At 73.7% G+C, this 14,457-nt stretch carries 9 protein-coding genes and 1 pseudogene; 6 read left to right on the plus strand and 4 right to left on the minus strand.

Features of this window, described 5'->3' with window-relative positions:
- Positions 1-154: 154 nt before the first annotated feature.
- A complete protein-coding gene (gene metG, locus KYY02_RS16490; protein WP_371238709.1) occupies positions 155-1,771 on the minus strand; it encodes a methionine--tRNA ligase in 1,617 nt (538 codons plus the stop codon).
- Between the two features lie 99 nt (positions 1,772-1,870).
- Complete coding sequence (locus KYY02_RS16495) at positions 1,871-3,583, minus strand: VWA domain-containing protein (protein WP_371238710.1); 1,713 nt, start codon at positions 3,581-3,583, stop codon at positions 1,871-1,873.
- A 251-nt stretch (positions 3,584-3,834) separates the two neighbouring features.
- Between KYY02_RS16495 and KYY02_RS16500 the strand changes: the two genes are divergently transcribed.
- Positions 3,835-5,910, plus strand: a complete 2,076-nt coding sequence (locus KYY02_RS16500; protein ID WP_371238711.1) for a PhoX family protein — start codon at positions 3,835-3,837, stop codon at positions 5,908-5,910.
- A 371-nt stretch (positions 5,911-6,281) separates the two neighbouring features.
- Here the strand turns inward: KYY02_RS16500 and KYY02_RS16505 are convergent.
- Both KYY02_RS16505 and KYY02_RS16510 read right to left on the minus strand, forming a co-directional pair.
- A pseudogene (locus tag KYY02_RS16505) lies at positions 6,282-6,724 on the minus strand (endonuclease/exonuclease/phosphatase family protein); the annotation flags it as partial.
- A gap of 261 nt (positions 6,725-6,985) precedes the next feature.
- Entirely contained in the window at positions 6,986-7,447 is a 462-nt protein-coding gene (locus KYY02_RS16510; protein WP_371238712.1) for a hypothetical protein, read from the minus strand.
- A 111-nt stretch (positions 7,448-7,558) separates the two neighbouring features.
- On the opposite strand from KYY02_RS16510, the gene KYY02_RS16515 reads away from it, so the two are divergent.
- The 5 genes from KYY02_RS16515 (at position 7,559) to KYY02_RS16535 (ending at position 14,330) form a co-directional block, all read left to right on the plus strand.
- Positions 7,559-8,779 (plus strand): PP2C family protein-serine/threonine phosphatase, encoded by a 1,221-nt coding sequence (locus KYY02_RS16515; protein ID WP_371238713.1) that lies wholly within the window; start codon positions 7,559-7,561, stop codon positions 8,777-8,779.
- Between the two features lie 63 nt (positions 8,780-8,842).
- Entirely contained in the window at positions 8,843-9,922 is a 1,080-nt protein-coding gene (locus KYY02_RS16520) for a hypothetical protein (RefSeq protein WP_371238714.1), read from the plus strand.
- 52 nt (positions 9,923-9,974) lie between these two features.
- Complete coding sequence (locus KYY02_RS16525; RefSeq protein ID WP_371238715.1) at positions 9,975-10,337, plus strand: effector-associated constant component EACC1; 363 nt, start codon at positions 9,975-9,977, stop codon at positions 10,335-10,337.
- Positions 10,338-10,341: 4 nt separating this feature from the next.
- On the plus strand, positions 10,342-12,957 hold the full coding sequence (locus KYY02_RS16530; protein WP_371238716.1) for a vWA domain-containing protein: 2,616 nt from the start codon (positions 10,342-10,344) through the stop codon (positions 12,955-12,957).
- The gene (locus KYY02_RS16535) at positions 12,957-14,330 is read left to right on the plus strand and encodes an extracellular solute-binding protein (protein WP_371238717.1); all 1,374 of its coding nucleotides are present in this window, start codon (positions 12,957-12,959) and stop codon (positions 14,328-14,330) included. The genes KYY02_RS16530 and KYY02_RS16535 overlap by 1 nt, the downstream gene beginning before the upstream one ends.
- Positions 14,331-14,457 lie beyond the last annotated feature (127 nt).

The raw sequence follows: 14,457 nt of genomic DNA on the forward strand, positions 1-14,457 counted from the left end.
TCACGGACGTCCCCTTTCCCGGCGGTCGTAGGAGTCTGGGTGCGGGACGGGTGGGCACAGCCCGGTTGGGCGGATCTGCCCGGTTCCGTCGGGACGACAGCACAGAGGCCCGGAAACATGCCGTTTCCGGGCCTCTGGACGTACGCAGTGCGTTCTACGCGGCCGGCTTCTCCTCGAGGCGCGGGAAGAGGACCGCGCCCTTGGTGACCGTCGAGCCGACGGGCAGGGCGCCCCAGGCGGCGGCCTCCTGGACCCTCTGGTCGGCGAGGGCGCCGAGGCCGGCCTCGGCGCCGAGGGAGTCCCAGAGCTTCTGGGACGTCTCCGGCATGATCGGGTTGAGGAGGACCGCCACCGCGCGCAGGGACTCAGCGGCCGTGTAGAGGATGGTCGCCAGGCGGGCCCTGCCCTCGTCGGACGTGTCCTTGGCGACCTTCCAGGGCTCCTGCTCCGTGATGTAGCCGTTGACCTGCTTCACGAAGTCGAACACCGCCAGGATGCCGCCCTGGAAGTCCAGCTCCTCGCCGATCTTCCGGTCGGCCTCCGTGACCGCCTTCGCCAGGCCGTCGTGGATCGCCCGCTCCGCGTCACCGTCGGCCGCCGACGCCGGCAGTTCGCCGCCGAAGTACTTGCCGACCATCGCGGCCACGCGGGACGCCAGGTTGCCGTAGTCGTTCGCCAGCTCGCTGGTGTAGCGGGCCGAGAAGTCCTCCCACGAGAAGCTGCCGTCCTGGCCGAAGGCGATCGCCCGCAGGAAGTACCAGCGGTACGCGTCCACGCCGAAGTGCGAGGTCAGGTCCTGCGGCTTGATGCCGGTCAGGTTGGACTTGCTCATCTTCTCGCCGCCGACCATCAGCCAGCCGTTCGCGGCGACCTTCCCGGGGAGGGGGAGGCCCTGCGCCATCAGCATGGCCGGCCAGATGATCGCGTGGAAGCGCAGGATGTCCTTGCCGACCAGGTGCACGTCGGCGGGGAAGGTGGCCCCGAACTTCTCCGGGTTCTCGTTGTAGCCGACCGCCGTGGCGTAGTTCAGCAGCGCGTCGACCCACACGTAGATCACGTGCTTGTCGTCCCACGGGACCGGCACGCCCCAGTCGAACGTCGAGCGGGAGATGGACAGGTCCTGCAGCCCCTGGCGGACGAAGTTCACGACCTCGTTGCGCGCGGACTCCGGCTGGATGAAGCCGGGGTTGGCCTCGTAGTGGGCGAGGAGCTTCTCGCCGTACTCGCTGAGCTTGAAGAAGTAGTTCTCCTCGCTGAGGATCTCCACCGGCTTCTTGTGGATCGGGCACAGCTTCTGGCCCGCGTACTCGCCCTCGCCGTCGAGCAGCTCGCCGGGGAGTTTGTACTCCTCGCAGCCCACGCAGTACGGGCCCTCGTAGCCGCCCTTGTAGATCTCGCCCTTGTCGTACAGGTCCTGCACGAACTCCTGGACGCGGTCGGTGTGCCGCTTCTGCGTGGTGCGGATGAAGTCGTCGTTCGCGATGTCGAGGTGTTCCCAGAGGGGCTTCCACGCCTCGTCGACGAGCTTGTCCGCCCACTGCTGCGGGCTGACGCCGTTCGCCTCCGCGGTGCGCATGATCTTCTGACCGTGCTCGTCCGTGCCGGTGAGGTACCACACCTTCTCGCCGCGCTGGCGGTGCCAGCGGGTGAGCACGTCGCCTGCGACGGTCGTATAGGCGTGGCCCAGGTGAGGAGCGTCGTTGACGTAGTAGATGGGGGTCGAGACGTAGTACGCCTTCGCCCCCTGCTTCTCGGATCCAGTGGCCGCCATGGTCGAAATCCTACTGGCCCCGGCGAGGTCGGCTCACACGCGTTTCGGGGGGCGGACGGGAATCCCGTCCGCCCCCCGGAGGAGGAACGGGAGCGACGGCTACGGGCGCCAGGCCGCCAGTACGCCCTCGTAGAGCTCCTTGTCGGTGAGCTCGAGGGGGGTGGGGCCCGCGTGGAAGAAGGAGGTGTTCCCCGTCTTCAGCTTGCGGAGGTAGTCGAAGGCCTTGTTGTCGTGCTCGCCGAAGGCGACGAAGGAGAAGAAGACGGCGGGGTGGTTCTTCGCCGCGTCGGTGAGGGCCTGGGTGGCGGGGGTCTTGGCGTCCGGCGCGCCGTCCGTCTGGAAGACCACCAGGGCGGGGGTGCCGGCCGGCTCCTCGGCGTGCCGTGCGAGGACGGCCTCGACGGCCGCGTGGTAGCTGGTGCGGCCCATGCGGCCGAGGCCGGCGTGCAGCTCGTCGATCCTGTTCTCGTGGTCGGTGAGGGTCAGCTCGCCGGTGCCGTCCAGTTCGGTGGAGAAGAAGGTGACGTGGAGGGTGGCCTCGGTGTCGAGGTGGGCGGCGAGGGCGAGGGTCTGCTCGGCGAGGGCCTGGGCGGAGCCGTCCTTGTAGTACGGGCGCATGGAGGCGGAGCGGTCGAGCACGAGGTATACCTTGGCGCGGGCGCCGGTGAGGTCGTGCTTCTCGAGGGTGGCGCCGGCTGTCTCGTAGGCGGTGGTGAGGGTGGAGGGGACGGCGGGCTGCTCGGGTCCGGCCTCGGCTTCGTCTTCGGCCGGGGTTTCGTTCCCGTCCGCACCACCCGTGCTGCTTTCGTCGTCGGGTGCGGGTGGCCCCTGGGGGGCGTCCTGGCCGTCGGCCGCCGCGGGCTCGGCCTCAGCCTCGGTCCCGGCGGTAGCGTCGGGCTTCGCCTCCGTCTCGGGCTCCGGTTCTGCCTCGGCCTCGGCCTCGGGCTTTGCTTCGGGCTTGCTCGTCGTCTCTGCGTCGGTTACCGGCTCGGCTTCGTCTTCGGCCGGGGTTTCGTTCCCGTCCGCACCACCCGTGCTGCTTTCGTCGTCGGGTGCGGGTGGCCCCTGGGGGGCGTCCTGGCCGTCGGCCGCCGCGGGCTCGGCCTCAGCCTCGGTCCCGGCTTCGGTCCTGGCCTCGGCGGTAGCGTCGGGTTCCTCTTCCGTCTCGGGCTTCGGCTTCGGCTCCGTCTCGGGCTTCGGCTCGGCTTCCGTCTTCGGCTCGGGCTTCGGCTCCGTCTCGGGCTCGGGCTTTGCTTCGGGCTTGCTCGTCGTCTCTGCGTCGGTTACCGGTTGGGGTTCGGCCTCGGCGGCAACGTCGGGCTTCCTCTCTGCCTCGGCCTCCGGCTTCGCCTCGGCCGTAGTCACAGGCTTCGCCTCTGCCTCGGGCTCCGGTTCGGCCTTGGTCTCGGACTTTGCCTCGGCCTCGGTGGTGGCCTCCGGCTCTGCGTCGGTCGTCGGTTCGGCCTCGACCTCGGCCTTGGACTCAGAGGCGGTCCCCGCCTCGGGCTCCGTTGCCGGGGGTGCCCCGGTTTCCCGGGTGGGAGGTGAGGAGGCGTCCGGCCGGGTGGGGCCGGGGACCGTGACGTTGTCGAAGGCCGCGGAGACCAGGTCGTGTTCCTCGCGGGGTTCCGGGACCGAGACCGTGGAGGAAGGCGGAGTGGGCTCCGGGGACGGAGACGGGACCTTCGGAGCCGCCGGCTCCGTCGGGGACGTGCTCGCCGTCTCGGCGGCGTCCGCCGCACCCCCCGCTTCGGCGGACTTCGCTTTGCGTGACCGGCCGAACGCGTTCCGCAGGAGAGTGAGAATGCCCATGTGCGCAACCCTTCGCGTGAGTTGATGCCCGTCGATCCCTGGCCAGGACGGACACGTAAGGTTATCGGCCCGCAAGGGTGATCTTGGGCAGGGCTGGGTTTGCCGAATCGTATATGTCAAGGGTGAGATTCGGACCGGCGCGACTTCCCAGATGCTGCCGCAGGTTTACCCGCCGTTCACTGCGATGCCCGGCTACCGCACGTATGTACTTCTACGGTCACGCTGACACCACGGGCACCCAAGGAGAGAACGTGCGAAAGCTGCTGCCGTTGATCGGAACGCCGTCCAGTTCCCACCCCGGCGGTCGGTCCGCCATGACCTGCCGTTTCCGGTGTGGTGACGCCTGCTTCCACGAGGTGCCCAACACCAGCTCCAACGAGTACGTCGGCGACGTCATCGCCGGCGCCCTCAGCCGCCGCTCCATGATGCGGGCCGCCGCCGTCGTGACCGTCGCCGCGGCCGGCGCCGGCGCGGTCGGCGTCGCCGCCGCCCCCGAGGCGCAGGCGGCCCCCGCCGCCAGGGGCGGTCACGGCAACCGCAAACCCAGGGGCGCCCGCGGCCTGCGGTTCACGCCCGTCGCCCCGAACACCGACGACGCCGTGACGGTGCCGGAGGGCTACCGGCAGAACGTCGTCATCCGCTGGGGCGAACCCATCCTGCGCGGTGCGCCCGCCTTCGACCCGGAGAAGCAGAGCGCCAAGGCGCAGGCCGGGCAGTTCGGGTACAACTGTGACTTCCTCGCCCTGCTGCCGCTGCGCGGCGAGCGCGGCCGGCAGCTGCTCGTGGCCAACCACGAGTACACCGACGAAGTCCTCATGTTCCGGGACTACGACGCGGGCAACCCCACCCGCGAGCAGGTGGAGATCGCCTGGGCCGCGCACGGGCTCGCCGTGGTCGCGGTGGAGGAGGAGCGGCGGAGCGGCAAGCTGACGCCCGTCACCCGGCACCAGCTGAACCGGCGCCTCACGGCCACCTCCGAGTTCCGGCTCACCGGACCCGTCGCCGGGTCCGACCTGGTGAAGACCTCCGCCGACCCGAGCGGTACCAAGGTGCTCGGCACCCTCAACAACTGCGCCGGCGGCACCACCCCGTGGGGTACGACCCTGCACGGCGAGGAGAACTTCAACCAGTACTTCGCCAACGGCAGCCGCGCGACCGACAAGCGGTACGGCATCGGGACCGGCGCCACCGAGCGCAAGTGGGAGCGTTTCGACAAGCGGTTCGACGTCTCCCAGGAGCCCAACGAGGTGCACCGGTTCGGGTACGTCGTCGAGCTGGACCCGTACGACCCCGACTCCACCCCGCACAAGCACACCGCGCTCGGCCGGTTCAAGCACGAGGGCGCGACCGTGCGGCTGACGCACGACGGACGTCCGGTCGTGTACTCGGGTGACGACGAGCGGTTCGACTACTTCTACAAGTTCGTCGGCAGCAAGAGGATGCGGCACGGCAACAGCCGCTCCGCCCGCGAGCACAACCTCTCGCTGCTCGACGAGGGCACGCTGTACGTCGCCAAGCTCACCGGGGACTCCCCGGCCATCGAGATCGACGGCACCGGCAAGCTCCCGAAGGACGGCGAGTTCGACGGCAGCGGCCAGTGGATCCCGCTGGCCACCGCCACCGCCGACGGCGCCGTCTCGCACGTCGAGGGCATGACCGCCGAGGAGGTCTTCGTCTTCACGCGCCTCGCCGGTGACAAGGTCGGCGCCACCAAGATGGACCGGCCCGAGGACATCGAGCCCAACCCGGTCACCGGCAAGGTCTACATGGCCCTCACCAACAACTCCAACCGCGGCAAGGCCGGTTACGCCGCCGCCGACGAGGCCAACCCGCGCAACTCCAACAAGCACGGCCACGTCCTGGAGCTGACCGAGCGCTGGAACCGGCCGGAGAGCACGAAGTTCGCCTGGTCGCTGTTCCTGGTCGCGGGCGACCCGGAGGACCCGGCGACGTACTTCGCCGGTTTCCCGAAGGACTCCGTCAGCCCGATCTCCTGCCCGGACAACGTCGCCTTCGACGACCACGGCAACCTGTGGATCTCCACCGACGGCAGCGCCCTCGGCTCCCACGACGGCCTCTTCGGCGTCGCCACGCGCGGCAACCGGCGCGGTGAGCTGAAGCAGTTCCTCACCGTGCCCAACGGCGCGGAGACCTGCGGCCCGGTCATCCAGGACCGGCGGGTGCTGGTCGCCGTGCAGCACCCGGGCGAGGTGGACGGGGCGACGGTCGACCGGCCGGCCAGCACCTGGCCCGACGGGCCCGGCACGTACGTCCGCCCGGCCGTGGTCGCGGTGTGGCGCGCGGACGGCGGCGACATCGGCGTCTGACGCGACCGTCCGGGAGTGGCCGGTCCAGGGTCCGGGCACCGGGTCCTCCAGCCACTCCCGGCACGCCGGCGCCGGCCGCGCCACCTCCCGGCACGCCTCGGCCGGATCAGGGAGACGCCCTCCGGATCCGTCTCCGTGCGCGCCGCCGGCAGCAGCCGTGCGCCCAGCGGGTCGCCGTGCGGCACGCGCGGGCTGCCCCCGGCGGCGTGCGGGGCCCGGCGTACGGCGTTCCGCTCGCCGGCGGCCGCCGGGCCGGCCGTCCAGCGGTCGCCGGCCCGGCCGGACAGGTGGACGGCCGAACGCACGGCGGCCGGGGCGTGCCGGCTCGCGGCGCCCGCCCGTACCGCCCCGGGGTGGTACCTCCCAGGCCTTTACAGCACCGGGGAGACGCGATCGCCGTAGCCGGGTGGCCATGTCTTGTGCAGGGTCAGGTCGACCACCAGGGAGCGGTGGTCGGTGTCCGGGAGGGCGAGGAAGCGGGCCCGGGCCGCGGCGAAGTCGTCGGAGACCATGGTCGATCTGGGTGCCGAACGCCGGGGCGGTGCGGGACGGCCAGGTCGGGGTCCGGCCGGCGCCGGCCAGGCGGGCCGCGTCGCGCAGGCCGGTGCCGAGGAGGCGGCGGAAGGCCGCGTGGTCCTGGGAGGCGTTGAAGTCCCCGGCCGGCGGCGGCCGCGTCCCGCAGTCGGCCGAGCTTCCGCCGCCACAGGTCCACCTGGCCGGGCAGCGGCGGCACGGGGTGCGCGAGCTGGAGCCGTACGGCGTGTCCGTCGACGTCGGCGACGGCACCGGGCATGCCCATGGTGCCGGGGACGCCGGCGGGTGTGCGCGCGGCCCGGCGCTCGCGGGGCGCCTCCGCCGCTCCCGGCCGCGTTCGAGCGGAAGGCGCCCCACCGTCCGCCCCCCACTCCCGGCTTCGTGCGAGCGGGGGCACACAGCCGTACCGGACCCGGGGGCCAGGCGCCCCCTTGCGGGGCCACGAGAAAGGTAACGGGGGACCACCACCGCCCTGGGGGTGCTTCCCCAGGGCGGTGGTGGGGCGCGGGGGGAGGTACGACCGCCCGCGGCCGACGGAGGCTCACCTCAGCCGGTGGCCCCGTGCGTCCTCGTGGGTGTAGAAGCGGTAGAACATCGTCAGGAACACTCCCGACGCGACCAGCAGGCCCAGGATCGTGGAGCGCAGTACTCCGGGGCTGGGGGCCTGGATGACCAGGAAGCCGAGCGCGCTGCCGCTGAAGGCGGCCCAGAGCACCGCGTGCATTTCGCGCCGCATCCTCGGGGTCAGGGCGAGGAGCGCCATGAACACCAGGGAGAACACGAGGCCGGCGAAGAAGCCGAACAGGAAGTTCTCCATGGTGATCGGCCCGCCGTAGCGCCGGTTGGCCGCCATCCAGTAGCCGTACAGGACTCCGAGCAGGACGGGTACGACGACCTTCGCCACCCGGTGGGTCCGTGCGCCGAAGACGTCGGTCGTGCCGGCCGGCTCGATCGTTCCCCGGGGCCGGGGCCGGGGCCGGGGCCGGGGTGCCGTGTGCGCCATGGGAGCACTCCTCTCTCTCCTCGCCCCCGCCCCACCAATGGACACCTCCCCGGGCCCGTCGGCAAGTGGAGACCGGATGCGGGCCGCACGGCGCCGTGTTTCGCTGGGGCCGTGAGTCCGGGCAGCGGGGGACACGGCCTGCACGACCGGTACCCCCCGGCCGGCCGGCGCGATGTCGTGCACCGGCACGAGATGCTGCGGCTGAGGGGGCGCAGCATCACCTGGGTGGCGCCGTTGCTGCTGCTCACGGCCATCACCGTGGCCGACTACAACACCACCGGCGAGTTCCGGATCATCTCCTGGATCGTGCTGGTGCCGGGCATCGCCTGCGCGATCTGCGGGGTGTGGGGCACGGCCCTGTTCGCCGTGCTCTCCCTCGTCGCCTACACCCTCGTGGACAGCGCCTGGCCGCACCAGTTCCAGGCGGGGCTGCCGGACTTCATCCTCGTCTCCGCCGGTGGCGTCCTCGCCACGCTGGCCTGCGTGGTGCGGGTGCGCGGTGAGCGCCGCGCGCTGCACATGCGGGACGTCACCGACACCGTGCGGCGCACCGTGCTGCGCCCCCTGCCGCCGGGCTGGGGCGGTCTGGAGCACGCCGGGGTCTACCTCACCGCGGACGCCCGGGCCCGCGTCGGCGGCGACTTCTACGACATCCAGCCGGGCCCGTACGGCACCCGGGTGTTCGTCGGTGACGTCCAGGGCAAGGGGCTGGGCGCGGTGGAGACGGCGTCGGTGCTGCTCGGGGCGTTCCGCGAGGCGGGCTACCACGAGGCGGAGCTGACGGCGGTCGCCGACCGGCTGGAGACCCGGATGCTGCGGCACCGCGAGTACACCACGGCGCTCGGCCGGGACGACGGCGACCGCTTCGCCACCGCCGTGCTGCTCGGTTTCCCGGCGGACCGCACCGACGTGGTGGACGCCGTCGTCTTCGGCCACGAGCCCCCGCTGGCCGTCGGCCCCGGCGGCGTACGGTCCCTGCCGGCCGGCGGAGGTCTCCCGATCGGCTGCCGCGACCTCGGCCCCGGAGCGCCGCCGGTGTGCCGGGTGCCGGTCGCCGCCGACGAGACGCTGCTGCTGGTCACCGACGGCGTGACCGAGGCCCGGGACGGTGCAGGTGACTTCTACCGGCTCGTCGACGACCTGGCCCGGGCGGTGGCGGAGGACCCGCGGGCCGTCGCGCCGGGCCGGCTGGTCGCCGTCGTGCGGGACGGGACGCTGAGGCACAGCCGGGGGCACCTGACCGACGACACCACCGTCTTCGCCGTACGACGGATCCGCGCGCCCGGCGCGGCGGGGGGCGAAGGCCCCGAAGGGGGATGTTCACCCCGCTGACGTCACCCGGCGCAGGCGCAGCGGTTACCGTGCTGCGGTAGGTGATCGACAGGGGAGGGGACCATGCCCGGAACCGTGCTGCTGCTGGCGGCCTCGCCGCTGGGCCGCGGGCGGCTGGTGGACGCGACGTCCGTACTCCCGGTCCTCGCGGCGGTGCCGCCCGCCGTGCTGTCCGGCGCGGACACCGCGAACGTCGTCGAACTCGCCGACCCGCTGGAGCCGCAGGCCGTGCTGACCCGGCTGCGCGCCGCCGCCGCGGCGCCGGGACCGCTGACCGTGTACGTCACCGGGCAGCTCCAGCTCGACCGCCGCCAGCGGCTGCCGCATCTGGCGCTGGCCCGGACGACCGCGTCCACCGTGCGGTACACCGGGCTGCCGTGGCACTGGTTCCGGGAGGAGCTGCGGCTGCGTCCGGCGGGCGCGACGACGCTGTTCCTCGATCTGCACGCCGACCCGGAGACCTGGCAGTCGCTGAGCGCGGCGCGCCCGCCGGGCCCGCCCCCGCTCGACTGCGGCCCCGACAACGCCGTCTACGGCCGTGTCGCGCCCCCGCCGTCCCGCCGCGGGGTCGGGGAGCCGGCGTACATGAAGGCGGTCGCGACGATCCTGCGCAGCGGATGGCGTCCGCCGGACGAGGAGCTGCACCAGCAGGCGCTGACGCGGATCGCGCCGGAGAGCGTGGGCGCCGGTCTGCCGCTGGCGCGGCGCGGGCCGGTGCCGGGCGATCCGCACGCGGCCGTCACCGCCGCCGTGCGCTCCGGCCGGCACGCGGACGCCGACGCGCTCGCCGCGCGGCTGGAGCAGGCGGCCGCCCTGGCGCACGGGCCCGCCTCCGAGGAGGCGCTGCACTGGACGGAGGTCCGGGCGGACCTGGCGATGCTGGCCGGGGACGCGGCGCGCAGCTGCCGTACCTGGCTGGCCGTCGCGAGCGCCCGGCTGGCCGCCGGACAGTCGGCGGAAGCGCCCGCCGTCGAGACGGCCGTGGACCGGGCGCACCACCAGTGGGGCCGGGTCGGCGATCCGGCCAGGGCTCGTGAACTCGGGTCGGTGCTCGCGGAGTTGCGCGGCCGGGTGCCGGGGCGGCGCGAGGGGGCCCTGGACCACGTGCGGCGGCAGCTGCGGCAGTTGCAGACGCAGGGCTGAGTGCCGGCCGGCCCCTCCCCAGCGGGCGGCGGCGGTGCCATGATGGTGAGTCATGGCTGAGGGGGACGGTGTGGCCAACCAGGGTATTCGGGTACGGCTGGACGGAACCGCGACCGAGCGCGACATCGGGGCGCTGCGCAAGTGGCTGGAGCGGGAGGAACCGCTCGACGAGCGGGTGCGCGCGGGCGAGTTACGGATACAGGAGCGGCCCCGGACGGACGGGACCGGCGCCCCGATGGGCGTCGGCATGGACATCGTCCTCGTCGTCACCGGAGCAGCCGCCTCCGTGTTCTTCCAGGAGCTGCTGGACCAGGTCAAGCGGGCCGTGTCGGCCTGGCAGGCCAATCGGCGCGACGTCGAGGACGGCGCACCGCCGGAGGACAGAGTCGAACCGGTGAACCTCGACGACAGGTAGGCCGGTGACTCCCCTCGACCCGCGCGGGCTGGTGAACAGGGCGTTGCTGGTCGGCGTGTCCGAGTACGACCTCACGGAGCCGCCGCACGGCGTGCCCGGTGACCTCCCGGCGGTCAAGCACAACCTGAACCGGATGCGCGAGGTGCTGGCGCGCGGGCGGGTCTTCGGCGAGCGGGAGACCAGGGTCGCCCGTTCGCCGACCCTGGACGACTTCGGGCGGGCGCTGCGCGCGGTGACCGAGGAGGCCGAGGGGGTGCTGCTGCTCTACTTCACCGGGCACGGCGCCATTCCCAGCGCGGGTGACGAGCTGTTCCTGCAGATGCGCAACGCCAGCGTGGTCGCGGGCGGGCACGCGGTCTTCCCCGGCGCGGAGACGTTCACCACCGTGCTGACGGTGCTGGCGACCAGCCCGGCCCGGCGGATCGTGGTGATCCTCGACTGCTGCTTCGCGGGCAACGCGGCGCGGGTCTGGGAGCACTTCGACGACAAGCGGCGCGTGATGCTGCTGGTGAGCGTGCAGGCCAACCACCGTATCGACGCCGGGGATCCCAGGGAGCCGACGCCGTTCACCGCCGCGCTCGCGGAGTTCCTCGACGAGGACCGCGACACGACGCTGTCGGACCTGGCCGACCGGTTGCGGGAGAGGATGACCGCGCTGGGCCTGCGCACCCTGCGCGACGATCCGTGGGAGCCGCAGCTCCGTGCGGAGCGGGGCATGGACGTGCTGCTGAGGCCCGGCGGCGGGCAGGACCTGCCGCCGCCCTTGCCCGGCCTGCCGGGGCCCTCCCCGCTGCCGGGGCCCTTCCGTGCGTTTCCGTCCGCGCTCCCCGCCCCGTTCCTCGTCCCGCTGCGAGGCCTGCGCGCCGCCCTGGCCGACCGCTTCCGTACGCCCGGTCCGCCGCGCGCGCCCCGGCGGACCGCGGCCCGGACCATGACCCGGATCGCCCTCCGGGTCGTCCTCGCCGCCGGCCTCCTCGGCCTCGGCCTCCACGGTCTGCTGAGGTGGGCCGGGGGCGGCGACGCGGCCTGTGCCCCGCCGCCCGAGCTGCGCGTGCTGACCGACCCGGACCTGGAGCCGACGGTCCGGGCCGCCGCCGACGCCTATCTCACCTCCGGGGAGAACACCACCGACGACGGCTGCCGGCACACCGGCGTCACCGTCTACAGCGCGGGCTCCTCGGACGTGGTCGGTGCGCTGCGCGCGCAGACCGGCGCCTGGCAGGAGCCCCGGAACGAGGACGTCAACCCGCAGCGGGACATCGGCCCGCAGCCGGACGTCTGGATCCCCGCCTCCCGCGCCGACGCCGACCGGGTGGAGGCCGGCCGGGACACGGACGCCGTGGCCGTCCTGGAGCCGGCGGAGGAGCCTCTCGCCTACTCCCCGGTCGTGCTCGCCGTCCCGGAGGCCCTCGCCTCCGAGGCGCTGGACGACCGCGTCGGCCGCCCCCTGAGCGAGATGATCGACCGTCTGACCGCACGGGACGGGGACGCCGCGGTGCGCCGCCCGGATCCGGAGTTCACGGACGTGGGCCTGCTCGCCACGGTCGGCCTGTACGGTCCGGACGCGCGCGCCGTCGCCCGTGGCGAACGCATGGTCGCCCAGCCCGGGCCGCCCTCCCCCACGGCCGCCGAACTGCTGTGCACGCTGCCCGACGACGACGCCGTGGACAACCGCACCGCCGCCCTGGTCCCGGAGTTCCTGCTGCGCAGCGGCGTCGGCTGCGACGCCACCACGCGCAGCCCGCGGTACGCCCAGTACCCCGAGGACGTCCCCGGCGTGGAGCCGGTGTACGTGCGGGTCCGCTGGCGGGGCGCCGACCGCGACGAGCAGGACCGGGACGCGTCGGCGGACGGGTTCCGGGACTGGCTGGCCGGTGAGCGGGGGCGTGCGGTGTTCGCCCGGGACGGCTTCCGTTCCGTGGGCGAACGGAAGCTGCCGGACACCGTGCGGGACGTCGACCACGTGCTGCACGCGCCCACTCCGCTCGTCGAGTCGGCCGGCCGGGACGCGATGGAGCGGGCGCTGCGCGCGTACCGGGACGCGGGCGGCCCGGGGCGGGTGCTGTTCCTGCTGGACAGCTCCGGTTCGATGATCGACCTGTGGCAGGGGCCGGGCGGCGGTCCCGGTCTGCTCAGGCAGTCGCTGGGCGGGCTGGGCGAACGGGACGAGTACGGCGTGTGGGCGGTGGCCGGCACCGGCGACCGGCCGTACGGGACGCTCCTCCGCCTCGGCCCGCACGGACGCGCCGACGCCGAGCGGGCCCTCGACACCGGCGCCCGGGTCAGGGACGCCGAGGCCGATCCGCATGCGGCGCTGCTCGCCGCCCTCGACGAGATGGAGGAACGCGGGGACGACCGGCGGCCCCAGCTGATCGTGCACATCACCGACGGCGAGGACAACGACCGGCTGACCGGCGAACGGCTGGTCGACGTCCTCGACGGGGCGCGCGCGTCCGGCGTCCCGGTGACCGTGGTCTCCCTGCAGAGCGGCGGCTGCGACCCGGACCGGCCGGACCGGCGGATCGCCGACGTGAGCGGCGGACGCTGCCTGGACACCGGCGACGACCTCGGTGCGGCCCTGTACGACGAGGTCGCCCGCACCGGAACGGGGGAGGGCTGATGGACCGGAGGACCGCCGCGCTGCTGGCGCTGCTGCTGGTGCTCGCCGCCTGCACCGGCGGCGAGGACGGCGGCGGCGCACCGGCCGTGCCCACCGCGCGGGACGTGCCCGGCACCATCGTCGTGGCCAGCGGCCGTGACGTCACCGGCAAGAACGGCGTGCGCCGACGGCTCATCGACGCCTGGAACCAGCGCGAGCAGCGGGCCGGCACGCAGTTCCGCGCCCGGTTGGTGGAGTTGCCGAGCAGCGCCGACGAGCAGCGCAGCCAACTGCTGGGCGCCCTGCAGTCGCGCAGCGCCGAGTACGACGTGGTCAACCTGGACGTCACCTGGGTGCCGGAGTTCGCCGCGGCCGGGCTGGTCCGGGTGCTGCCGGAGGACCTGGTCGACGGGGACGTCATCCGGTCCGTGGCCGGGACGGCCCGGTGGGACGGGAAGGTGTACGCGGTGCCGTTCAACAGCGACGTCGGCCTGCTGTACTACCGGCGCGACCACCTGGAGCGGGCGGGCGTCGAGCGGCCCGACCTGAGCGGTGGCCTCACCTGGGAGCGGCTGCGGGACCTCGTCGAGACCCTCGACGGCCATCCCGCGCGGGGCGCCTACCGCAAGGGCTGGACCACGCAGCTCGCCGCGTACGAGGGCCGTACGGTCAACGGGGTGGAGGCGTTCGCGTCCGCCGTGCGGGACTTCGCGCTGGTCGACGAGGAGGGCCGCTACACGGGGACCGTCGAGGAGCTGACCGCCGGGATCGCGGAGCTGCGCCGGCGCACCGAGACGCCGTACACGCTCCAGGACGCCTTCCACTCCGACGAGGCCGCCTCGTTGAGCGACTTCGCCGAGGGCCGTACGGCCTTCCTGCGGCACTGGCCCTCCGTCTATCCGGCGTTGCACCGGACGTTCACGCGCGAGCGGCTCGGGGTGGCCCCGTTGCCCGGACGGGCGGTGCTCGGCGGGCAGAACCTCGCGGTGACCAGTGCGTCGCAGCGGTCCGGAAAGGCGGCCGAGCTGATCCGCTTCCTCACCGGCCGGGAGAGCGAGCGCTGCCTGCTGGACGCGGGGTTCGCCGCCACGCGGGAGTCGGCGTACGGGGACGGGGTGCGCTGCGCCACGGCCGTCGCGGGGCCGTCCGCGTCCCCTACGGGGGAGGGCGCCGATCCGGTCCCGCGCGACGAGGGCGGCCGTCCGGCCTACGCCCGCACCATCCTGCTGCCGGCCCTGCGCGACGCGGTGCACCGGCCGAGGACCCCGCTGTACGGGGCGTTCACCCAGACGTTCACCGCTCGGCTCGGCCCTCTCTTCGGCGACGCCCCGCCGACGGACGAGACCCTGGCCGAACAACTGGACGAGGCGTTGCGCGAGGCCCTGCCCGACTGACGTGCCGTTCCGCCGGCCCGACCGCGCCGCCCGCCGCCCACCGGGGGCACCGGTCCGCCGTCCCGGGTTTTCCGCCGGAGCCGCTGCACCGGGGCCGCGCCGTCCGGTCACCTGGTCGCCCGTGTCG

The sequence above is a fragment of the Streptomyces pimonensis genome (assembly GCF_041380215.1).
Lineage (GTDB): Bacteria > Actinomycetota > Actinomycetes > Streptomycetales > Streptomycetaceae > Streptomyces > Streptomyces pimonensis.

Coding starts and splice junctions, on each gene's coding strand:
- metG (WP_371238709.1), bottom strand. CDS start 1,771: ATGGCGGCCACTGGATCCGAGAAGCAGGGGGCGAAGGCGTACTACGTC.
- KYY02_RS16495 (WP_371238710.1), bottom strand. CDS start 3,583: ATGGGCATTCTCACTCTCCTGCGGAACGCGTTCGGCCGGTCACGCAAA.
- KYY02_RS16510 (WP_371238712.1), bottom strand. CDS start 7,447: ATGGCGCACACGGCACCCCGGCCCCGGCCCCGGCCCCGGCCCCGGGGA.
- KYY02_RS16520 (WP_371238714.1), top strand. CDS start 8,843: ATGCCCGGAACCGTGCTGCTGCTGGCGGCCTCGCCGCTGGGCCGCGGG.
- KYY02_RS16525 (WP_371238715.1), top strand. CDS start 9,975: ATGGCTGAGGGGGACGGTGTGGCCAACCAGGGTATTCGGGTACGGCTG.
- KYY02_RS16535 (WP_371238717.1), top strand. CDS start 12,957: ATGGACCGGAGGACCGCCGCGCTGCTGGCGCTGCTGCTGGTGCTCGCC.